The sequence below is a fragment of the Pseudomonas trivialis genome (assembly GCF_036864995.1).
Classification (GTDB): Bacteria; Pseudomonadota; Gammaproteobacteria; order Pseudomonadales; family Pseudomonadaceae; genus Aquipseudomonas; species Aquipseudomonas trivialis.
In genome coordinates this window covers 1,750,636-1,772,518 of record NZ_CP142151.1, presented here as the reverse complement: position 1 = coordinate 1,772,518, position 21,883 = coordinate 1,750,636, and the positions used below count along the sequence as shown (strand labels likewise).

Here is a 21,883-nt window from a genome sequence, read left to right as displayed (position 1 = left end):
ATCAGATACCCCAAAGAATCTGCACACCCCAGACGAAGTAAGCGAACATCGCGATGCCGCAGACTGCCTGAAAGAGAAAACGGACTGCGGTCGCGGACTTGCCCAGCGCCATCGGCGTCAGGTAGTCGGTCGCGATGGTCCACATGCCGACCCAGGCGTGTGCGCCCAGGGCTACAAGGGCCAGCAGACTGAAGATTCGCATCGCATTGTGAGCGAACAGGCCGTGCCATTGCTCATAGCCGATGCCCGGGTTTGCGACGAGGTATCCGATCAGGAAAATGAAATAAGCCGCGAGAACGACCGCAGACACACGCTGTGCCATCCAGTCATAGAGGCCTGAACGGGACAGATTCGTTACGCTGGTTACCATATCCAAACTCCTGCCAGAACGATCAGCACCACGGAAATGGCGATGATGATTTTCGAGCCCAGGCGGCCGCCTTCCAGCGTCTCACCGATGCCTGCATCCATGATCAAGTGGCGCACGCCGGCTACCAGGTGATACAGCAGAGCGGACAGGAGGCCCCATGCTACGAACTTGGCCAGCGGGCTGGTCAAGTATGCCTTCACCTCGGCGTAACCTTCCGCGGACTCCAGGGATTTGCTCAATGCGTAAAGCATGATGCCCAGGCCGAGGAACAGGATGATGCCGGAAACACGGTGCAGGAACGACGTAACGCCGGTGATGGGGAGTTTGATGGTCCTTAGGTCTAGGTTTACAGGTCGTTGGCTATTCACGGCTTTTTTCACACTGAAGAGCCCCTAACAATCAGGGCAAAGTTGTTGGGGAGTGCGACTGGTCAGGTAAGCACCACCCAGGGAGTGCGACCCCCAATGAAAGCAAGCCCAAAAGCCCTTGGCGGTCGGTGGCCGAGTATAGACAGTTAGGCTACTAATGACAACGCGCGCTCCTCACCCTAATAGCGGATTGCGCTGGCGGTATAAAAGGCGTAAACGGCAGTCAATTTCGACGAAAAAGTATGGTTAAAGCCTTCTGGAGCAAGACTTTAGGCAAATTGACTTCTGAATTTATCTCACTATAGTGGTGCGGGCCCTGCGTGGGGGGCTGTCTGATGATTTGAAGCATAAATAGGAGGCCACATGGCTGACAAAAAAGCGCAGTTGATCATCGAGGGCGCAGCCCCCGTCGAGCTGCCCATTTTAACCGGCACCGTTGGTCCCGATGTTATCGACGTACGGGGCCTGACGGCCACGGGCCGTTTCACTTTCGACCCAGGCTTCATGTCGACCGCTTCCTGCGAGTCGAAGATCACCTATATCGATGGCGACAATGGCATTCTGCTGCACCGGGGCTACCCGATCGAGCAACTCGCTGAACAGTCGGACTACCTGGAAACCTGCTACCTGCTGCTAAATGGCGAACTGCCAACAGCCGAGCAGAAAGCCCAGTTCGTCAGCACCGTGAAGAACCACACCATGGTTCATGAGCAGTTGAAGACCTTCTTCAACGGCTTCCGTCGCGACGCCCACCCGATGGCCGTCATGTGCGGCGTGGTCGGCGCCCTCTCGGCCTTCTATCACGACTCCCTGGACATCAATAACCCGCAGCATCGCGAAATCTCCGCGATCCGCCTGGTTGCCAAGATGCCGACGCTGGCCGCGATGGTCTACAAGTACTCCATGGGCCAACCCATGATGTACCCGCGCAACGACCTGACGTATGCAGAAAACTTCCTGCACATGATGTTCAACACCCCGTGCGAGATCAAACCGATCAGCCCGGTGCTCGCCAAGGCCATGGACCGGATCTTCATCCTCCACGCCGACCACGAGCAGAACGCCTCGACGTCCACCGTGCGCCTGGCAGGTTCTTCGGGTGCCAACCCGTTTGCCTGTATCGCCGCCGGTATCGCCGCACTCTGGGGCCCTGCCCACGGCGGTGCGAACGAAGCCGTGCTGACCATGCTCGATGAAATCGGCGATGTGTCCAACATCGACAAATTCATCGCCAAGGCCAAGGACAAGAACGATCCGTTCAAGTTGATGGGCTTCGGTCACCGCGTCTACAAGAACCGCGACCCGCGTGCCACCGTGATGAAGCAGACCTGCGACGAAGTGTTGAAAGAGCTGGGCATCAAGAACGATCCGCAACTCGAACTGGCCATGCGCCTGGAAGAGATCGCCCTGACCGACCCGTACTTCATCGAACGCTCGCTGTACCCGAACGTCGACTTTTACTCGGGGATCATCCTCAAGGCGATCGGCATTCCAACCAGCATGTTCACCGTGATCTTCGCCCTGGCGCGGACCGTGGGCTGGATCTCCCACTGGAAGGAAATGCTCTCCAGCCCGTACAAGATTGGCCGCCCGCGCCAGCTGTACACCGGCTACGAGTCGCGTGACATTACCAAGCTGGAAGATCGCAAGTAAGCAATTGCCTGGTTGTACCGAGAACGGCCTTCCTTAGTGGAGGCCGTTTTTGTTTGTGCTGTCTGGCCTACCGCCATCGAGAGCAAGCCCCCTCCCACATTTGACTGTATTCCAAATGATGTACCCGGTTAACTGTAGGAGGGGGCTTGCTCCCGATGAGGCCAGCACCAGCACCACAAAAACACAGACAAAAAAATGCCCCGGCCTTTCGACCGGGGCATTTCCTTATCCCGCTGCATCCTTAGTGATTAACCGCCCCACTCGCCCCCAGGCCAGTCTGCGAACGCACAAACTGCGGGAAGTACAGCGCACGCTCTTTCTCTGCCGCCGCCGACTTGTCGGTGATGGAGAAGAACCAGATCCCCACGAACGCGATGATCATCGAGAACAGCGCCGGGTATTCGTACGGGAAGATGGCTTTTTCATGATGCAGGATCGAGACCCAGATGGTCGGGCCCAGCACCATCAGGCCCACGGCGCTGATCAAGCCCAGCCAGCCGCCGATCATGGCGCCACGGGTGGTGAGGTTTTTCCAGTACATGGAAAGCAGCAGCACCGGGAAGTTACAGCTGGCAGCAATGGAGAACGCCAGGCCCACCATGAACGCGATGTTCTGGCTTTCGAACAGGATACCCAGGCCGATCGCCAATACACCCAGGGCCACGGTGGTGATCTTCGACACGCGAATCTCATCCTTTTCGTTGGCCTTGCCCTTCTTGATCACGCTGGCATACAGGTCATGGGACACCGCCGACGCACCGGCCAGGGTCAAGCCGGCCACCACCGCGAGGATGGTGGCAAACGCCACGGCCGAGATGAAGCCCAGGAAGATACTGCCGCCCACCGCGTTGGCCAGGTGCACTGCCGCCATGTTGTTGCCGCCCAGCAGAGCGCCAGCCGCATCCTTGAACGCCGGATTGGTGCTGACCAGCAGGATCGCGCCAAAACCGATGATGAAGGTGAGGATGTAGAAGTAGCCGATGAAGCCGGTTGCATACAGCACGCTCTTGCGCGCTTCCTTGGCGTCACTCACGGTGAAGAAGCGCATCAGGATGTGCGGCAGGCCGGCGGTACCGAACATCAGTGCCAGGCCCAGGGAGAATGCCGAAATCGGGTCTTTCACCAGGCCGCCAGGGCTCATGATCGCTTCACCTTTGGGGTGAACCTTGATCGCCTCGGCAAACAGCATGTTGAAGTCGAAGTTGACGTGCTTCATCACCATCAGCGCCATGAATGAAGCACCGGACAGCAATAGCACCGCCTTGATGATCTGCACCCAGGTGGTCGCCAGCATGCCGCCGAACAGCACGTACATGCACATCAGGATGCCGACCAGGATCACCGCTACGTGGTAGTCCAGACCGAACAGCAACTGGATCAGCTTGCCCGCGCCCACCATCTGCGCGATCAGGTAGAACGCCACCACCACCAGCGAACCACAGGCCGACAGGCTGCGGATCTGGGTTTGCCCGAGGCGATAGGACGCCACGTCGGCAAAGGTGTACTTGCCCAGGTTACGCAGGCGCTCGGCGATCAGGAACAGAATGATCGGCCAACCCACCAGGAAGCCGATCGAGTAGATCAGGCCGTCGTAGCCGGAGGTGAACACCAGGGCGGAAATCCCCAGGAAGGACGCCGCCGACATGTAGTCGCCGGCGATCGCCAGGCCGTTCTGGAAACCGGTGATCTTGCCGCCGGCCGCGTAGTAGTCGGCCGCCGACTTGTTGCGCTTGGACGCCCAGTAGGTGATGCACAGGGTGGCACCGACGAACGCGACAAACATCACGATGGCGGAGACGTTGAGGGGTTGCTTGTGCACTTCGCCGGTCAATGCGTCCGCCGCCCAAAGGGCGGGAGCAAACAGCGAAGCGCCGAAGAGTGCCAGTAGACGCCGGATCATTGCGCAGCCTCCTTGAGAATCGCATTGTTCAGGTCGTCAAACTCGCCATTGGCCCGGCGCACGTAAATGCCGGTCAGGATGAACGCGGACACAATCAGCCCGACGCCCAGGGGAATGCCCCAGGTAATCGACGAACCGGGGCTGATCTTGGCCCCCAGCACTTGTGGCCCGTAGGCGATCAACAGGATGAAAGCGGAGTAGAGCCCGAGCATGATCGCCGAGAGAATCCAGGCGAACCTTTCCCTTTTTCTCACCAGCTCCTTGAAGCGCGGGCTGTTTTGAATCGAGAGGTAAATGCTGTCGTTCATTATTTTTATCCTCGCAGCACAGCTTTTTTATTATTGGAACATGGCCACTGTATGCGGCTCTGGAACAGGTTCCAGACGACCTTAGTAGTAGAGGGAGTGTAGCGAGGGATTGGGAGGGCGCAGAAACATTTGCGGGGGACGAAAATAATGTGGGAGGGGGCTTGCTCCCGATCGCAGTGGGTCAGCCAAAACATCTGTGGCTGACATGCCGCAATCGGGAGCAAGCCCCCTCCCACAAGGGGTTGCATCAAGGCTGGGTTATTTAGCGGTCCATTCAGCGACGCGCTCAGGGTGCTTGGCGACCCAGTCCTTGGCCGCGGCATCAGGCTTGGCGCCTTCCTGGATCGCGAGCATGACTTCGCCGATTTCATCCTTGGAGGCCCACTGGAATTTCTTCAGGAAGGCTGCGACTTCCGGCGCTTTCTTCTCCAGGCCCTTGCTGCCGATGCTGTTGACGGTTTCAGCAGCACCATAAATCCCTTTTGGGTCTTCCAGGAAACGCAGTTTCCACTTGGCGAACATCCAGTGTGGCACCCAACCGGTGACCGCAATGGATTCCTGCTTGTCTTCGGCACGGGTCAGTTCGGCGATCATTGCTGCGCCGGAGCTGGCCTGCAGCTTGTAGTCCAGGCCGTAGGCCTTGATCGCTTCGTCGGTCTTGAGCATCACGCCTGAACCGGCGTCGATGCCGACGATCTTGTTCTTGAAGGTGGTGTCGGTCTTGAGGTCTTCGATGGACTTGGCCTTGACGTACTCCGGCACGATCAGGCCGATTTTCGCATCCTTGAAGTTGGGGCCGTAATCGACCACCTTGTCCTTGTTCTTGGTCCAGTATTCACCGTGGGTCACCGGCAGCCAGGCAGAGAGCATGGCATCGAGCTTGCCGGTGGCGACGCCCTGCCACATGATCCCGGTGGCAACCGCTTGCAGTTTTACGTCGTAGCCGAGCTTCTGCTTGATCACCTCAGCCGCCACGTGAGTGGTGGCAACGCTGTCGGACCACCCGTCCACGTAGCCGATACTCAGGGTCTTGCTGTCGGCACTGGCCAGTGTGGAGCCCATCGCAACTACCAGAGTGGCAGCTGCGCCCAAGAGTCGTCGCATCTTCATAGTACTTCCCCGAAAGTGCTGCGCCCGGCGGATGCCGAGCGACGTCAACCTGTTGTTATAGGGTGCACCGCGCCCCCATCACGCGCGTCGATCACGGTGGTACGCCATCAGTGGAGTGCTGACGCTTGGATCATCAACCTGAGCGGGCATTCGACCTGCTCTGTCAGCGACCTTGGGTAAGCAAGAAACGACATCACATAGCCAGTAGGACGCTTTGTAGGATTTAACGCCAATATCCCGCTCGAACTTTGCATGTCAAAAGTATGCAGCCCCACTGGGACGGGACAAATCCGGGTAAGATGCGCGCCTTTGCTCCCCCAGAAAAGCCGACCATGCCCGCCACTGCCCGCTTCCCTGCCCTGCCCTATTGCCTTGCCTTGCTGCTTGGCCTGCTGGCCCTCGTTGGTTACTGGTACGGCCTGGGCCGTTCCGTGGTGCTGCCGGACGTCGCCAGCGCCAGCCACAAGTTGCAATGCGCGTCCTACACGCCGTTCGACAAGGACCAATCGCCTTATGACCAGCCGTTCACCCTGCGGCCCGAGCGCGTGGACGCCGACCTCGCCCTGCTGGCCACGCGCTTTGAGTGCATCCGCACTTATTCGATGTACGGCCTTGAGGCCATACCGGCGCTGGCACGCAAGCACGGGCTGAAGCTGATGATTGGCGCCTGGGTCAGCAGTGACCCGATCGCCACCAAAAAAGAAGTCGAGTTGCTGATCGCCGCCGCCAACGCCAACCCCGACGTAGTGACGTCAGTGATCGTCGGCAACGAAGCGCTGCTGCGCAAGGAAGTCACCGCCACGCAACTGGTGAAGCTGATCCACACCGTCAAAAGCCAGATCAAACAGCCAGTGACCTACGCCGACGTGTGGGAATTCTGGCTGCAGCACCCGGAAATCGCTCCGGCCGTGGATTTCCTGACCATTCACCTGCTGCCGTACTGGGAAGATGACCCATCCGGCATCGACCAGGCCCTCAAGCATGTGGGCGATGTGCGCCAGACCTTCGGTCACAACTTCCCCGACAAGGACATACTGATCGGCGAAACCGGCTGGCCCAGCCAGGGCCGCCAGCGCGAGACTGCCGTGCCAAGTCGGGTCAACCAGGCGAAGTTCATGCGCGGCTTCGTCGCCATGGCCGAAGCCAATGGCTGGCACTACAACCTGATCGAAGCCTTTGACCAGCCGTGGAAACGGCTCAATGAAGGTGCCGTGGGCGGCTATTGGGGGCTTTTCGATGCCGATCGCCAGGAAAAGGGCATCCTCGCCGGACCGGTGAGCAATGTGCCGTACTGGCGAGTGTGGCTGGGCGTCGGAGGAGTCATTTTGTTAGCTGCGTTGGTACTGGGCGGCCGCATACGCAGCAGGCGCAACGCACTTGCGCTGCCACTGCTGGGCGCCGTCGCCGCATGCTCAATCGGCACCTGGGCTGAGCTGGCCCGCGTCACGGCACGCTCTACAGATGAATGGGCCTGGGCCGCCGTGCTGGTGGTGTTGAACCTGCTGGTGCTGACTCACGCGGCCCTTGCCCTGAGCGCTCGCGAGGGTTGGCGTGAGCGGGCGTTCGCCTGGATGGAGCGACGTGGAGGCTGGCTGGTGGCTATGTGCGGGTTCGCCGGCGCGGTGATGATGCTCGCCATGGTGTTCGACCCGCGTTATCGCAGCTTTCCCAGCGCGGCACTGGTGCTGCCGGCTTTGGTGTACCTGGTGCGCCCGTTGGGCGGGCCGCGTCGGGAGATGGTGCTGCTGGCCCTGATCATCGGTGTCGGCATTGCGCCGCAGTTGTACCAGGAAGGATTGCACAATCAACAGGCGTGGGGTTGGGCGGTGGTCAGCCTGTTCATGGCTTTGGCATTATGGCGGTGCCTGAGGGTGCGCAAGGTCTGAAACCGCTATCGCAGGCAAGCCCGCGATGAGGCCTGTCAGATACCACGCGGCACCCTGACCAACCGCAACCCCGCAATCACCAGCGCAAACACTGCAAAACTGGCGTTGTACAACACCAGCGCGGGCACCCCGAAGAGCAAGGCCAACAGCGCCAACCCCAGCCCCGCGCGTCCCGGCACGAAGAACGCCAGTACCGCCGGCACCAATGTCAGCCAGCCAAGCACCTGGAAGTGAATCATCAACCCCAGGTTCGAACGCACCTGGCATTCCCAGCGACTGGCCTCGTCGGCGCAGAGGCCTACCCACTGCGCATCTTCCATAAAACCATAGCGTGCGCCATAACTGGCAGCCAGCCATAACGGCAGGGCAATCAGTAGCAAAATCAAGGGGAAGCGGCGGGACATGGGGCACTCCGATAGGCGAAAACGGCGCTCAGCTTAATCCCCCGCCGGCCGTTGGCAAGGGACATACACACAATTAGTGTTCACCAATGCGTGGCAAAGTGTATCTTCTGCCTGCTATAGCCCAATTCTGATGTAATTTTCCGACATTTTGGTGCCGAGTGATGGCACTTCGGCGATTACGTGGTGGTCATAGCCTGCGAACTTCATTCAGCACCTTTTCCTCTTAGGGATCCAGTCATGCTCCGTTCCTTGCGCTGCGCTGCCTTGCTGGGCAGCCTATTTTTGAGTGCGTCAGCACTGGCCGTCGATATCGACCAGGCCAGCTATGGCTACCCTTTGACCAACCCGTTCGAAGCGACCATCGCGACCACCCCGCCTGACCTGCGGCCCACCCTGCCGAGCGACGACGAGATCAACCAGTCCGACCACACCCTGAACATGCGCCCCGAGCGCGAGTTCAGCCTGCCGGACAACTTCTGGGCGGTGAAGAAACTCACCTATCGCATCGCCAAGCAGGACCACGCCGCGCCGCTGATCTTCCTGATCGCCGGCACCGGCGCGCGGTTCGACAGCAGCATCAACGAATACCTGAAAAAACTGTATTACCAGGCCGGCTACCACGTGGTGCAACTCTCGTCGCCCACCAGCTTCGACTTCATCAGCGCCGCTTCGCGCTTCGCCACCCCGGGCATCACCCAGGAAGACGCCGAAGACATGTACCGCGTGATGCAGGCCGTGCGTGCGCAGAATGCCTCGCTGCCGGTGACCGACTTCTACCTCACCGGCTACAGCCTGGGTGCGCTGGATGCGGCATTCGTCAGCAAGCTCGACGAGACCCGCCGCAGCTTCAACTTCAAGAAAGTGCTGCTGCTCAACCCGCCGGTCAACCTCTACACCTCGATCACCAACCTCGACAAGCTGGTACAGACCGAGGTCAAGGGCATCAACAACACCACCACGTTCTATGAGCTGGTGCTGAACAAGCTGACCCGTTACTTCCAGCAAAAGGGCTACATCGACCTCAACGACGCCCTGCTCTACGACTTCCAGCAATCCAAGCAGCACCTGACCAACGAACAGATGGCCATGCTGATCGGCACCTCGTTCCGCTTCTCGGCCGCCGACATTGCCTTTACCTCGGACCTGATCAACCGTCGCGGCCTGATCATTCCACCCAAATATCCGATCACCGAAGGCACCAGCCTCACGCCGTTCCTCAAGCGCGCGCTGCAATGCGACTTCGATTGCTACCTCACCGAGCAAGTCATTCCGATGTGGCGTGCGCGCTCCGATGGCGGCAGCCTGCTGCAACTGGTCGATCAGGTCAGCCTGTACGCGCTGAAGGACTACCTGCATGACAGCCCGAAAATCGCGGTGATGCACAATGCCGATGACGTGATCCTCGGCCCTGGCGACCTGGGTTTCCTGCGTAAAACCTTCGGCGATCGCTTGACCCTCTACCCGCTGGGCGGCCACTGCGGCAACCTTAATTACCGCGTCAACGCCGACGCCATGCTGGAGTTCTTCCGTGGCTAAATATCTTCTGCTGCTTGCCGCCCTGATGTGCGCAGGCGTGGCCAATGCCGACAACAGCAAGGCTCATGAGCCAGTCAAGGTCGACGCCGATGGCTTCAAGGAACCGCTGACCAAGCTCAAGTTCAACCCGGGCCTGGACCAGCGCGAGTTCGAGCGTTCGTCGCTCACCGCCCTCAACGTGTACGACCCGCTGGAATCGTGGAACCGCCGCGTGTACCACTTCAACTACCGCTTCGACCAATGGGTGTTCCTGCCGGTGGTCGACGGTTATCGCTACGTCACGCCCAGTTTCCTGCGCACCGGCGTGAGCAACTTCTTCAACAACCTGGGCGATGTGCCCAACCTGCTCAACAGCCTGCTGCAGCTCAAGGGCCATCGCTCGCTGGAAACCACCGGGCGCCTGCTGGTCAACACCACCATCGGCATCGCCGGCCTGTGGGACCCGGCCACTGCGATGGGCCTGCCGCGCCAGAGCGAAGACTTCGGCCAGACCCTGGGTTTCTACGGCGTGCCCGGCGGCGCGTACCTGGTGCTGCCGATCTTCGGTCCGTCGAACCTGCGTGACACCACTGGGCTACTAGTGGACTACACCGCCGAAAACCAGATCAACTTCCTGAACGTGGCCGAAGTCAGCTCCAACCACCCGGAAATCTGGGCGTTGCGAGCAGTGGACCGGCGTTATCAGACCAGCTTCCGCTACGGTCAGATGAACTCGCCGTTCGAGTATGAGAAGGTGCGGTATATCTACACCGAATCGCGCAAGTTGCAGATTGCCGAGTAAACCGCGTCGATAAAAAAAGGCCATTCAACCGAATGGCCTTTTTTTGCCTTTAAAACAGACAAGTACCCAATAAAATATTTCGCCACGACCATACCTTGAGCAGTCTTTCAAAGTGAACGCGATGCAGACTCAGGCGCCACCCTTGGCGGGCACATTGTTGAGGCTCGCGGATGGCCGGTGCTACCATGCGCAACCGCCTGTCCTGGCAAGGAAATCTCTGGTTTATGAGCACCATTCGCGAGCGCAATAAAGAAAAGATCCTGCGGGCGGCGAGCGAGGAGTTTGCCGACAAGGGCTTCGCCGCAACCAAAACCAGCGACATCGCCGCCAAGGCCGGGCTGCCCAAGCCCAACGTCTACTACTACTTCAAGTCCAAGGACAACCTCTACCGCGAGGTGCTCGAGAGCATCATCGAGCCGATATTGGCCGCCTCCACGCCGTTCAATCCCCAAGGCGACCCCAAGGAGGTATTGAGCAACTACATCCGCTCGAAAATCCGCATCTCCCGCGACCTGCCCTTCGCCTCCAAAGTATTCGCCAGCGAAATCATGCACGGCGCGCCGCACCTGAGCGGGGAGCAAGTCGAACAACTGAATGCCCAGGCCAGGCACAATATCGACTGCATCCAGAGCTGGGTGGATCGCGGGTTGATCGCAGCGATCGATCCCCATCACCTGATGTTCAGCATCTGGGCGGCCACCCAGACCTATGCGGATTTCGACTGGCAGATTTCAGCCGTGACCGGCAAGGCCAGGCTGGATGAGGCCGACTATGAGGCGGCGGCGCAGACGATTATCCGGTTGGTGTTGAAGGGATGTGAGCCGGACTGATAGATCCGGGTGAGGCCATCGCGGGCAAGCCCGCTCTTATCAAACACAAAATAACTTATTGATTTTAAACTTTAAGTTCCAGGCAGCCACATTCCTGTGGCGAGCGGGCTTGCCCCGCGTTGGGCTGCGCAGCAGCCCCAAAACCGTGTTCTGCGTAGTGTCAGGTAAACCGCGTTTTCTTTGATTGGGGGGCTTGCGCCCCAACGCGGGGCAAGCCCGCTCGCCACAGAGGCCCCAGTTTGCTGCGCGACAGCGCTACGTCGAAGAGGTAGTGGGGACTCCCACAGGATTACACCGTCCAATGTGGGGGCAGGCTTGCCTGCGATGGGGCCCTGAAGATAATCCAGTCAATCTGGCCCCCCCGCATCCGCCAGCAACCCCATCCCCTCAATCGCCGTAATCGCGCACCGCTCATCAATATCCGACGTATCCCCGCTGATCCCGATCGCCCCCAGCACCACGCCCGCTCGATCCCGGATCAACACCCCGCCCGGAGCCGGCACCATGCTGCCATTTCCCAGGCTGTTCAGCGCGGCGATAAACGCCGGGCGCTGCTGTGCGTCCAGCGCCAGCAGCCGTGAGCCCTTGCCCATTGCAATAGCCCCCCAGGCCTTGCCGATGGCGATCTGCGGACGCAGCAGGCTGGCGCCGTCTTCACGTTGAAGGGTGATCAGATGTCCGCCGCTGTCGAGCACCGCGATGGTCAGCGGTGCGGCGGACATTGCACGGCCAGCGGCGATGGCGTGGCAGGTCAATTGAGTGGCGAGTTCCAAGCTTAACGCGCTCATGGTGCCGTCCTTTTTCTTGTTATCAGGATGCGCTCAAGGCCTGTTTGATCAAGCCGCGAATAAAATAGAATACATTCACTATTACTTTTGTATACAAAAAAACCCAACAAAGATTATAAACACAGTACATAAAACGTCGAAAGGCGTAAAAGCCTGCTCATAAAATGCATTGACCTGCACAGCCCGCCGTGAATAAACTCCGACCAAACGCAACTTGTATACAATTATAAAAATACGAGGCGACAAAAAAATGAGCAGAATGAGAGCAATCGAAGCCGCCGTCCTGGTGATGCGCCGCGAAGGCGTGAACACCGCCTTCGGTATCCCGGGCGCCGCGATCAACCCGCTGTATTCGGCCTTGCAGAAAATCGGCGGCATCGATCACATCCTTGCTCGCCATGTTGAAGGCGCCTCGCACATGGCCGAGGGCTATACCCGCACCAAGGCCGGCAATATCGGCGTATGTATCGGCACTTCGGGTCCGGCGGGCACCGACATGGTCACCGGCCTCTACAGCGCGTCGGCCGACTCCATCCCGATCCTGTGCATCACCGGCCAGGCGCCCCGTGCCCGCCTGCACAAGGAAGATTTCCAGGCCGTCGACATCACCAGCATCGTCAAGCCGGTGACCAAGTGGGCGACCACCGTGCTGGAGCCGGGCCAGGTGCCCTACGCGTTCCAGAAAGCCTTTTATGAAATGCGCTCCGGGCGCCCCGGCCCGGTATTGATCGACCTGCCGTTCGATGTGCAGATGGCCGAGATCGAATTCGACATCGACGCCTACCAGCCGCTGCCCCTGGCCAAGCCGCTGGCCACCCGCATTCAGGTGGAAAAGGCCCTGGCTCTGCTGGATGCAGCCGAGCGCCCGTTACTGGTGAGCGGCGGCGGCGTGATCAATGCCGACGCCAGCGACTTGCTGGTGGCGTTCGCCGAACTGACCGGCATCCCGGTGATCCCGACCCTGATGGGCTGGGGCACCCTCCCCGATGATCACCCGCAGATGGTGGGCATGGTCGGCCTGCAAACCTCGCACCGTTATGGCAACGCGACCCTGCTCAAGTCAGACCTGGTGCTGGGTATCGGCAACCGCTGGGCCAACCGCCACACCGGCTCGGTGCAGGTGTACACCGAGGGGCGCACGTTCATCCATGTCGACATCGAACCGATGCAGATCGGCCGCGTATTCACCCCGGACCTGGGCATTGTTTCCGACGCCGGCGCCGCACTGGCGATGTTCATCGAAGTGGCCCGCGAATGGAAAGCCGCCGGCAAACTCAAGGACCGCAGCGCCTGGCTGCATGACTGCCAGCAACGCAAGGCCACCCTGCAGCGCAAGACCCACTTCGATAACGTGCCGGTCAAGCCGCAGCGGGTGTACGAAGAGATGAACCAGGTGTTCGGCAAAGACACCTGCTACGTCAGCACCATCGGCCTGTCGCAGATTGCCGGCGCGCAATTTCTGCACGTCTATAAACCTCGCCACTGGATCAACTGCGGCCAGGCCGGGCCCTTGGGCTGGACCATTCCGGCGGCCCTCGGCGTGGTCAAGGCGGACCCGAGCCGCAAGGTGGTGGCGCTGTCGGGGGACTATGATTTCCAATTCATGATCGAAGAACTGGCGGTGGGCGCACAGTTCAAGCTGCCGTATATCCATGTGGTGGTGAACAATTCCTACCTGGGCTTGATACGCCAGGCCCAGCGCGGCTTTGACATGGATTATTGCGTGCAGCTGTCTTTCGACAACCTCAACGCGCCGGAGCTGAACGGCTATGGCGTCGACCATGTGGCCGTCGCCGAAGGCCTGGGTTGCAAGGCGCTGCGGGTGTTCGAGCCGGGCCAGATCCAGCCGGCGCTGCGCAAGGCCCAGGAGTTGATCGAAGAATTCAAGGTGCCGGTGATCGTTGAGATTATTCTGGAGCGTGTGACCAATATTTCCATGGGCACCGAGATCAACGCCGTCAACGAATTCGAAGACCTGGCCCTGGTCGGCAACGATGCGCCGACTGCCATTGCCCTGCTCGATTAAGGAGAACCCTATGCCGCGCTTTGCCGCCAACCTGTCCATGCTGTTTACCGAACAGGATTTCCTCGCTCGCTTCAAGGCGGCCGCCGACGCCGGTTTCGCCGGCGTCGAATACCTGTTCCCGTACGAGTTCGGCTCCACCGAAATCAAGGCGCAGCTCGAGGCCAACGGCCTCACGCAGGTGCTGTTCAACCTGCCGGCCGGTGACTGGGCCAAAGGTGAGCGCGGCATCGCGTGCCACCCTGACCGGGTCGAGGAGTTCCGCGCGGGGGTCACGCTCGCCATCGCCTACGCCCAGGTACTGGGCAATACCCAGGTCAACTGCCTGGCGGGCATCCGCCCCGAAGGGGTGGACGATAAAACCGTGGAGCAGACCTTTGTCGCCAACCTCAAGTACGCCGCCGAACACCTTCAGGCGGCAGGCATCCGGCTGGTGATGGAAATGATCAACACCCGCGATATCCCGGGGTTCTACCTCAACAACACCGCGCAAGCCCTGGCGATCCGCGAGCAGGTGGGCAGTGAAAATCTGTTCCTGCAATACGACATCTACCACATGCAAATCATGGAGGGCGACCTGGCCCGGACCATGGCCACTCACCTGGATGTGATCAACCACATCCAACTGGCCGACAACCCAGGGCGCAACGAGCCGGGCACTGGCGAGATCAACTACGGCTTCCTGTTCGAACATCTGGACCGCATCGGCTACACGGGTTGGGTCGGCTGTGAATACAAGCCGTTGACCACCACCGAAGCTGGTTTGGGTTGGCTCAAAACTCACAACGCGATCTAACAAACACAACACAGAACCAAATGTGGGAGGGGCTTGCCCCCGATAGCGGTGGGTCTGTCAGTGCTGTTTTATCTGACACACCGTCATCGGGGGCAAGCCCCCTCCCATATGGGACCTGCTGTGTAATAAAAAGAGGATTTTTTCATGGCTAAAATCGGATTTATCGGCACCGGCATCATGGGCCAACCCATGGCCGCCAACCTGCAGAAAGCCGGTCACCAACTGTTCCTGTCAGAGCACCACGGCAAGGCTCCGGCCGAGCTGATCGCGGCCGGCGCCGTAGCGCTGGCCAACCCGCAGCAAGTCGCCCAGGAAGCCGAGTTCATCATCGTAATGGTGCCCGACACGCCACAGGTCGATGACGTGCTGTTCCGCGCCGACGGCGTGGCCGCCGGCCTGTCGCCAGACAAGGTGGTGATCGATATGAGTTCGATCTCGCCCACGGTCACCAAAGCCTTTGCCGCGAAGATCAATGAAACCGGCGCGCAGTACCTGGATGCGCCAGTGTCGGGTGGTGAAGTCGGCGCCAGGGCCGGCAGCCTGAGCATCATGGTCGGCGGTGAGCCGCAGACCTTTGAGCGCGCCCTGCCGCTGCTGCAGAGCATGGGCAAGAACATCACGCTGGTCGGCGGCAATGGCGATGGCCAGACGGCCAAAGTAGCCAACCAGATCATCGTGGCGCTGAACATCCAGGCGGTGGCCGAAGCATTGCTGTTCGCGGCAAAAAACGGCGCCGACCCGGCCAGGGTGCGTGAAGCGCTGATGGGCGGCTTTGCCGCCTCCCGAATCCTCGAAGTGCACGGTGAACGCATGATCAACGGCACCTTCGACCCGGGCTTTCGTATCAACCTGCACCAGAAGGATCTGAACCTGGCGCTGGCCGGGGCAAAGGAGCTGGGAATCAACCTGCCCAATACCGCCGCCACCCAGCAGGTGTTCAGCACCTGCACGGCACTCGGCGGTGGCAACTGGGACCATTCGGCACTGATCAAGGGCCTGGAGCACATGGCGAACTTCTCGATTCGCGACCAGTAAATGCAGTCCCTGTGAGAGGGGGCTTGTTCCCGATGGGTCCACCACGGTCTCTCTGACTCACCCAAAACCCGCCCCCGCATGGACAGCCCCTTCGAATCCCCCTAGGCTTGCCCGACCTTCGATTCGGGCGTTCTTTATGCACAGCAATAACGATTGGCGTCAGCGGCTCTACGTCATGGTTTTCCAGAGCGACACCGTGGCCGGGCGGCGTTTTGACGGCATCCTGCTGCTGATCATTCTTGCCAGCCTGGTGATCGTGATGCTCGACAGCATCGACCAGGTCCACCAGAACTACGCCAATGTGCTGGCCTATATCGAGTGGGGCTTCACGCTGATCTTCGCCGTCGAGTACTGCCTGCGCCTGTATTGCTCGCCCAAGCCGTTGCGTTATGCCTTCAGTTTTTATGGGCTGGTGGACCTGCTGGCCATCGTGCCCGGCATCCTCGCGCTGTATTACAGCGACGCCCAGTACCTGTTGATCATCCGCATCATCCGCATGCTGCGGATTTTCCGCGTGCTCAAGCTCAGCCCCTACCTCAAGCAGGCCAACTACCTGATGGCAGCGCTGCGCGGCAGCAAGCAGAAGATCGTAGTGTTCCTGGTCAGTGTGTGCACCCTGGTGACCGTGTTCGGCACCCTGATGTACGTGATCGAAGGCCCGGAGCACGGCTTTACCAGCATTCCCAAGGGCATCTACTGGGCGATCGTGACGCTGACCACCGTGGGCTTTGGCGATATCGTGCCCAAGACCCCGCTGGGCCAGGTGATTTCGTCACTGGTGATGATCACCGGTTACTCGATCATCGCCGTGCCCACCGGCATTTTCACCGCCGAACTGGCCAGTGCCATGCGCGGTGAACAGCTGCAAACCGACTGCCCGGTGTGCAAGAAAGACAGCCATGAGCCCAATGCGGCGTTCTGTTCGCGCTGTGGCAGTAACCTTTTCAAGAAAGTGGAATAAGCAAAGTTCTTTTTAATCTTTAAGGCGCTATGCGGGTGCCGCTATAGTCGCTGGCAAAGTGCCTCCCCTCTTCTCGAACAACAAGGAATGAGCAGTGAAAAAACTCGTTAGCGCCTCTCTCCTGGCCGCCGGCCTTGCCCTCGCGGGCGCCGTGCAGGCAGCCCCCGTCACACTGCTCAACGTCTCCTATGACGTGATGCGCGATTTCTACAAGGACTACAACGCAGCCTTCCAGAAGCACTGGGACAGCGAGCACCCGAACGACAAGCTGACCCTGCAGATGTCCTTCGGCGGGTCCAGCAAACAGGCGCGCTCGGTCATCGATGGCCTGCCGGCCGACGTGATCACCATGAACATGGCCACCGACATCAATGCCCTGGTCGATAACGGCAAACTGGTGCCGGACAACTGGGTCACACGCCTGCCGAACAACAGCGCGCCGTTCACCTCGGCCACCGTGTTCATCGTGCGCAAGGGCAACCCGAAGGCCCTGAAAGACTGGCCGGACCTGTTGAAAGACGGCGTGCAAGTGATCGTGCCCAACCCCAAGACGTCCGGTAACGGCCGCTACACCTACCTGTCGGCATGGGGCTATGTACTCAAGAACGGTGGTGACGAAGACAAGGCCAAGGCCTTCGTCGGCAAGCTGTTCAAACAGGCGCCAGTGCTGGACACCGGTGGCCGCGCCGCGACCACCACGTTCATGACCAACCAGATCGGCGACGTATTGGTGACCTTCGAGAACGAAGCGGAAATGATCGCCCGTGAATTCGGCCGCGATCAGTTCGAAGTGATCTACCCAAGCGTCTCCGCCGAGGCCGAGCCGCCAGTGTCGGTGGTCGACAAGGTCGTCGACAAAAAGGGCACCCGCGCAGCCGCCGAAGACTACCTGAAGTACCTGTGGTCGCCCGAAGGTCAGGAAATTGCCGCCAACAACTACCTGCGCCCCCGTGACCCGGCAGTGCTGGCCAAGTACACCGACCGCTTCCCGAAAGTCGACTTCCTGTCGGTGGAGAAGACCTTTGGCGACTGGCGCACCGTGCAGAAGACCCACTTCAATGATGGCGGGGTGTTTGACCAGATCTACTCCGGTCAATAATCAAACGCGGTCATAACTGTGGGAGCTGGCTTGCCTGCTCCCACATTGGTTTTGCATTCGCCAATTACATCGGCGGTGTCACGCCATCCTTCCCGGCAGAGATCGCCTGGGCAGTCACTTTCCCGCCCGCCCCCTGCGACGCGAACAACACCACCTTTACGCCCGGCTTGAGCAACGTGCGATCCCCAGGCTCCAGGTTGACGATCGGCACATCATCCGGCACCACGATCTTCTGCTCGCCGCCCTTGTATCTGACGGTCAACGTGCGCCCGTTGCTGACCACCAGGTCGCCGACGGTGCCATTGGTCATGCTGCTGCCTTCCTTTAAATCGAACGCGCGATGCCCTTCACCCGTGCCGGCCATGGCCGGGGGGAATACGTGGACTTCAAGGGCGGTCAGGGTGCCGTCGGCATTGGGCATGGCAGCCGAGCCGATGTAGCTGCCCGGTTTTATCTGATCAATTTTGGTCAGGGTCACAGCTCGCACCTGGGTGGCCGGAGTGAGGTGCACGACGACGTCTTCGCCGCTATTGACCTTGACGTGCATGGCATCGCCGTCCATCGCGGTGATGGCGCCGCGTACGCCAACGCGCGGGGCCTCGGCCGCATGCGCCAGGCCAACCGCCATGGCAGCGGCGAGGGTTGAGGCCAAAATCATCTTGTTCAACGTGATCTTCATCGCAGTGGATTTCCTGTTTCGGCAGTTGTGACTGAATGTATCATTGCCCGACATAAGTAATATCACGCCAAACAGCCTACTCGTCCCAGGGCGTTGTCTCTACTCTCGCTCGCCATCCTCCCTTGCTTTATGAGAACACCATGAACGCTACGTCCCACGCTACAAGCAGCATGACCCGAGGCATGGTGATGCTGTTTGCGTTTTGCTGCGGCGCCATTGTGGCCAACATCTACTATGCACAACCGATCATCGAACTGATCGCGCCGGACATCGGCCTGACACCCGCGATGGCGAGCCTGATCGTGTCGCTGACGCAAATCGGTTATGCACTGGGCCTGTTTTTTCTGGTGCCGTTGGGTGACCTGCTGGAAAACCGCAAGCTGATGATCACCACCACCGTGGTCGCCATCGCCAGCCTGCTGGGCGCGGCATTTACCGAGCAGCCGAACCTGTTCCTGCTGGTGTCACTGCTGATCGGCTTCAGTTCGGTGTCGGTGCAGATCCTGATCCCGCTGGCCGCGCACCTGGCGCCCGCCGAATCTCGTGGCCGGGTGGTGGGCAGCATCATGGGCGGCTTGTTACTCGGCATTTTGCTCGCACGGCCGGTGTCCAGCCTGGTGGCCGACCACTTCGGCTGGCGCGCGATGTTCATGGCGGCCGCCGCGTTGATGGCGTTTATCAGCGTGGTGCTGATGCTGACCATTCCCAAGCGTCAACCCGACCACAGCGCCAGCTACGGGAAGTTACTGCGCTCCCTGGGCACACTGCTGCGTGAACAACCGCTACTGCGCCAGCGCGCGTTTTATCAGGGCTGCCTGTTCGCCACCTTCAGCCTGTTCTGGACCGCCGCTCCGCTGGAGCTGGTGCGCAACCACGGTCTGAGCCAGACACAGATCGCACTCTTCGCCCTGGTGGGCGCCATCGGCGCCATCGCCGCGCCCATTGCCGGCCGTCTGGCCGACGCGGGCCACACCCATCGCGCCTCGCTGCTGGCCATGCTGTTTGCCGCGTTGAGCTTCCTGCCGGCCCTGGTGCATCCGTTGTACAGCGTCATCGGCCTGGCCGTGACCGGCGTGGTGCTGGATTTCTGCGTACAGATGAACATGGTGCTCGGCCAGCGCGCCATCTATGCCCTCGACGCCAACAGCCGCAGCCGCCTGAATGCGCTGTACATGACCAGCATCTTCATCGGCGGCGCCTTCGGCTCGGCGATTGCCAGCAGCGTGTATGAACACGGCGGCTGGCTGGGCGTGATGCTGGTGGGCAGCGCATTCCCGCTGCTGGCGTTGCTGCGCTTCCTGAGTGCATCACGGCACGCGGCGGTAGCAACCGCCTAGGAACGCACCAACTTCTCCAATGCCGCGTCCGCCAGAAATGACGAGCGGCTTTTGACCTTGTGCTCGCGCACATAGCGGTCGATGCGCTGGATAACATAACCGGGCAAGGTCACATTGACCTTCTCGGTCCGGCCCAGATAGGGCGAAATATCCAGCTCCAGCATCCCCCAGCCCATGCCGGCGTACGCTTCGTCGGCGTGGTGATTGGCCACCGACGTTGGCATCGGAATCACCCCGCCCTCTGCGGCAATCTCCTGCAGCATGATGTGTGCGACTTCCACCGCTGCGTTGTACGCCTCTTCAAAACTGTCCCCGGCGGTGACAGCGCCGGGAATGTCGGGGATCTGGATGCCGGTGGCGGTGAAGTCATCGCCCCATTCGATACAGATTGGGTATTGCATGCATGCTCTCCTTAAAACTGAAACAGACCGGCGCGTTTTCTGATGCTGCTGACGGTGCCCAGCGGCAAATCCTTTTTTGGATGGGGCACCGGGATCGTGTACGGGTTATAGCGGTGGGTAAAAATATGATGGCTGCCCGTGACGCGATCCAGCACCCAACCTGCTTCCTGCAGTTCCTTGATCAACAACCTGCTTTGCACCTCGGCCTCCTTGGCTTGGCCCGATTAAAAATAACCCTAGAGTTATCTTTACTCAAGCACAAAATTCAGCTGGGTGACTGCCGGTTATGTGACGGGATATTGGGGTAGCGAAGGACGATGCGGATCCAGTGAAGGAGGGGCTTGCTTGATCAGTCAGTTCATCAGGCGACGGTTCCACCGCCATCGGGAGCAAGCCCCCTCCTACACTGGATTTTCAGCAGGACTGACAAGAGATGTTCGACGGTATCTTCCAGAGCGCCGGAATTGTCGAGTACGTACAACCCGGCGTCATTATCGGCGATCATCTGCGCCGTGAACCGCGCATTGCGCGCCAGGCGATCCTCAATATCGGCCAACGACTCACGCCCCCGCGCGATCAGGCGCTGGCACAACAGGGTGTGATCCACCGTCAGCAACAGCACCCCCATGCCCGGGTAGCGCTCGCGGGTTTGCGCCAGATGCGCACGGGAGCCGTTGACCAGCACGTCCTCCCCCGCCGCCAGCCAGTCGTCGATCTCGCGCGGGATGCCGTAGGACAACCCATTGGCCTGCCAACTGAGGGCAAATGCGCCCTGAGCCTGCAGCGCGGCAAACTGCTCCGGGCTCACACCCTGCGCCGCCTCGCCCACCGCTTCCGCCGAACGCGTGATGACGCGGCGCACAATGCGACAACCCTGCTCGGCCAAACGTGAGCGTGCGGCGTCCAACAGGCTGTCCTTGCCCGAACCCGACGGCCCGATGAGATAGATCAACCTGCCGGCCATCAATACACCCTGTTTGCTTGTTTTCCAGACATGGGGGCTACCTTACCGGAGCGCGGACCGCCACACACCCACTGGTATGCGGAGTCGGAAATACCTCGGCTTGATGGCCGAATAAAATCTCCTGTGGGAGCTGGCTTGCCTGCGATAGCGGTGTGTCAGCAGCAGGTTTACCAATTGATCCGCCGCTATCGCAGGCAAGCCAGCTCCCACAGTGTTTTACGAGATGGAAAAAGCGACCCGAAGGTCGCCTTTTGTCATTGTGCATACTGTTTGCTCAACCCCGGCGGCACGCCCTGCACGTCGGTTTCTTCCCATGGCCCGTTCGGGCTGATGGAGCGGCTCCAGCCGTTGCTCCAGCGGTAGTAGGTGCGCTGGCGGTAGAAGGTGTCGGGCTGCTCTTCCAGCACATACACCTGCATCTTGCCGTCCCAGTGGCTGGCGGCGCCGGGTGGCGGGGCGAAGGTAGGGGATTTGCTCGGTACAGGCTTGGGCTGTGGCGCGACCGGGCCGGAAGGTTGGGTGCTCGGCTGCGTCGACGGGCCTGACGGCGGGATGGTAGGGCCGGTAGGCGCCGGAGGTGGGCGGTGGACCGCGCAGGCACTCAAGCCGAGTACGAGGCTGAGCAGGGTGATGCGTGCAATGGCGGTCATGGGC

23 protein-coding genes are annotated in these 21,883 nt (G+C 60.3%); 11 read left to right on the top strand and 12 right to left on the bottom strand.

The features are described from left to right. Position 1: 1 nt before the first annotated feature. Both sdhD and sdhC read right to left on the bottom strand, forming a co-directional pair. Positions 2-370, bottom strand: coding sequence for a succinate dehydrogenase, hydrophobic membrane anchor protein (gene sdhD / locus VRB54_RS07985; RefSeq protein WP_003233245.1), 369 nt, complete (start codon positions 368-370; stop codon positions 2-4). Continuing rightward, positions 364-750 carry a succinate dehydrogenase, cytochrome b556 subunit gene (sdhC, locus tag VRB54_RS07980; RefSeq protein WP_338480271.1) on the bottom strand — a complete coding sequence of 129 codons (387 nt, stop codon included), beginning with the start codon at positions 748-750 and terminating at the stop codon, positions 364-366. The genes sdhD and sdhC overlap by 7 nt, the downstream gene beginning before the upstream one ends. Positions 751-1,101: 351 nt before the next feature. Here sdhC and gltA point away from each other — a divergent pair, with 351 nt between their 5' ends. After that, a complete protein-coding gene (gene gltA, locus VRB54_RS07975) occupies positions 1,102-2,391 on the top strand; it encodes a citrate synthase (RefSeq protein WP_012723087.1) in 1,290 nt (429 codons plus the stop codon). A 241-nt stretch (positions 2,392-2,632) separates the two neighbouring features. Here gltA and VRB54_RS07970 read toward each other — a convergent pair whose 3' ends face one another. From VRB54_RS07970 to VRB54_RS07960, 3 genes are all read right to left on the bottom strand, one after another. Beyond that, positions 2,633-4,291 (bottom strand): cation acetate symporter, encoded by a 1,659-nt coding sequence (locus VRB54_RS07970; RefSeq protein WP_209980614.1) that lies wholly within the window; start codon positions 4,289-4,291, stop codon positions 2,633-2,635. Continuing rightward, the gene (locus VRB54_RS07965) at positions 4,288-4,599 is read right to left on the bottom strand and encodes a DUF485 domain-containing protein (protein ID WP_003190001.1); all 312 of its coding nucleotides are present in this window, start codon (positions 4,597-4,599) and stop codon (positions 4,288-4,290) included. Before VRB54_RS07965 ends, VRB54_RS07970 begins: the two co-directional genes overlap by 4 nt. A 258-nt stretch (positions 4,600-4,857) precedes the next feature. After that, a complete protein-coding gene (locus VRB54_RS07960; RefSeq protein ID WP_338480269.1) occupies positions 4,858-5,709 on the bottom strand; it encodes a glycine betaine ABC transporter substrate-binding protein in 852 nt (283 codons plus the stop codon). 332 nt (positions 5,710-6,041) lie between these two features. On the opposite strand from VRB54_RS07960, the gene VRB54_RS07955 reads away from it, so the two are divergent. Beyond that, entirely contained in the window at positions 6,042-7,595 is a 1,554-nt protein-coding gene (locus VRB54_RS07955; RefSeq protein ID WP_338480268.1) for a glycosyl hydrolase family 17 protein, read from the top strand. Between the two features lie 35 nt (positions 7,596-7,630). Here VRB54_RS07955 and VRB54_RS07950 read toward each other — a convergent pair whose 3' ends face one another. Then, complete coding sequence (locus VRB54_RS07950; RefSeq protein WP_338480267.1) at positions 7,631-7,999, bottom strand: hypothetical protein; 369 nt, start codon at positions 7,997-7,999, stop codon at positions 7,631-7,633. 237 nt (positions 8,000-8,236) lie between these two features. Between VRB54_RS07950 and VRB54_RS07945 the strand changes: the two genes are divergently transcribed. From VRB54_RS07945 to VRB54_RS07935, 3 genes are all read left to right on the top strand, one after another. Beyond that, on the top strand, positions 8,237-9,535 hold the full coding sequence (locus tag VRB54_RS07945) for a serine/threonine protein kinase (RefSeq protein ID WP_338480266.1): 1,299 nt from the start codon (positions 8,237-8,239) through the stop codon (positions 9,533-9,535). After that, entirely contained in the window at positions 9,528-10,316 is a 789-nt protein-coding gene (locus VRB54_RS07940; RefSeq protein WP_231423585.1) for an MlaA family lipoprotein, read from the top strand. The genes VRB54_RS07945 and VRB54_RS07940 overlap by 8 nt, the downstream gene beginning before the upstream one ends. Before the next feature lie 224 nt (positions 10,317-10,540). Beyond that, positions 10,541-11,146, top strand: a complete 606-nt coding sequence (locus VRB54_RS07935; protein ID WP_057008345.1) for a TetR/AcrR family transcriptional regulator — start codon at positions 10,541-10,543, stop codon at positions 11,144-11,146. Positions 11,147-11,493: 347 nt separating this feature from the next. On the opposite strand, the gene VRB54_RS07930 is transcribed toward VRB54_RS07935, so the two are convergent. Next, the gene (locus tag VRB54_RS07930) at positions 11,494-11,934 is read right to left on the bottom strand and encodes a heme-binding protein (RefSeq protein ID WP_338480264.1); all 441 of its coding nucleotides are present in this window, start codon (positions 11,932-11,934) and stop codon (positions 11,494-11,496) included. 250 nt (positions 11,935-12,184) lie between these two features. Between VRB54_RS07930 and gcl the strand changes: the two genes are divergently transcribed. The 5 genes from gcl (at position 12,185) to VRB54_RS07905 (ending at position 17,848) form a co-directional block, all read left to right on the top strand. Continuing rightward, on the top strand, positions 12,185-13,960 hold the full coding sequence (gene gcl, locus VRB54_RS07925) for a glyoxylate carboligase (protein WP_338480263.1): 1,776 nt from the start codon (positions 12,185-12,187) through the stop codon (positions 13,958-13,960). A 10-nt stretch (positions 13,961-13,970) separates the two neighbouring features. Further along, the gene (gene hyi, locus VRB54_RS07920; RefSeq protein ID WP_338480261.1) at positions 13,971-14,753 is read left to right on the top strand and encodes a hydroxypyruvate isomerase; all 783 of its coding nucleotides are present in this window, start codon (positions 13,971-13,973) and stop codon (positions 14,751-14,753) included. A gap of 144 nt (positions 14,754-14,897) precedes the next feature. Next, positions 14,898-15,788: a 2-hydroxy-3-oxopropionate reductase gene (locus VRB54_RS07915; RefSeq protein ID WP_338480259.1), complete on the top strand. Its 891-nt coding sequence runs from the start codon at positions 14,898-14,900 to the stop codon at positions 15,786-15,788. Between the two features lie 136 nt (positions 15,789-15,924). After that, entirely contained in the window at positions 15,925-16,749 is an 825-nt protein-coding gene (locus tag VRB54_RS07910; RefSeq protein WP_338480257.1) for an ion transporter, read from the top strand. A 94-nt stretch (positions 16,750-16,843) separates the two neighbouring features. Next, the gene (locus VRB54_RS07905; protein WP_209980589.1) at positions 16,844-17,848 is read left to right on the top strand and encodes a sulfate ABC transporter substrate-binding protein; all 1,005 of its coding nucleotides are present in this window, start codon (positions 16,844-16,846) and stop codon (positions 17,846-17,848) included. A gap of 64 nt (positions 17,849-17,912) precedes the next feature. Here VRB54_RS07905 and VRB54_RS07900 read toward each other — a convergent pair whose 3' ends face one another. Continuing rightward, positions 17,913-18,527: a DUF5666 domain-containing protein gene (locus VRB54_RS07900; protein WP_209980587.1), complete on the bottom strand. Its 615-nt coding sequence runs from the start codon at positions 18,525-18,527 to the stop codon at positions 17,913-17,915. Between the two features lie 140 nt (positions 18,528-18,667). Between VRB54_RS07900 and VRB54_RS07895 the strand changes: the two genes are divergently transcribed. Then, the gene (locus VRB54_RS07895) at positions 18,668-19,864 is read left to right on the top strand and encodes an MFS transporter (protein WP_338480255.1); all 1,197 of its coding nucleotides are present in this window, start codon (positions 18,668-18,670) and stop codon (positions 19,862-19,864) included. Here VRB54_RS07895 and VRB54_RS07890 read toward each other — a convergent pair. The 4 genes from VRB54_RS07890 to VRB54_RS07875 all read right to left on the bottom strand — a co-directional run bounded on the left by VRB54_RS07890 (position 19,861) and on the right by VRB54_RS07875 (position 21,879). Further along, positions 19,861-20,265, bottom strand: coding sequence for a type II toxin-antitoxin system HicB family antitoxin (locus VRB54_RS07890; protein WP_209980583.1), 405 nt, complete (start codon positions 20,263-20,265; stop codon positions 19,861-19,863). The genes VRB54_RS07895 and VRB54_RS07890 overlap by 4 nt on opposite strands. A gap of 11 nt (positions 20,266-20,276) precedes the next feature. Next, positions 20,277-20,465, bottom strand: coding sequence for a type II toxin-antitoxin system HicA family toxin (locus tag VRB54_RS07885; RefSeq protein ID WP_338480254.1), 189 nt, complete (start codon positions 20,463-20,465; stop codon positions 20,277-20,279). A gap of 161 nt (positions 20,466-20,626) precedes the next feature. Then, on the bottom strand, positions 20,627-21,229 hold the full coding sequence (phnN, locus tag VRB54_RS07880) for a phosphonate metabolism protein/1,5-bisphosphokinase (PRPP-forming) PhnN (protein ID WP_338480253.1): 603 nt from the start codon (positions 21,227-21,229) through the stop codon (positions 20,627-20,629). Positions 21,230-21,483: 254 nt separating this feature from the next. After that, complete coding sequence (locus tag VRB54_RS07875; RefSeq protein ID WP_338480252.1) at positions 21,484-21,879, bottom strand: hypothetical protein; 396 nt, start codon at positions 21,877-21,879, stop codon at positions 21,484-21,486. Between the last annotated feature and the right edge of the window lie 4 nt (positions 21,880-21,883).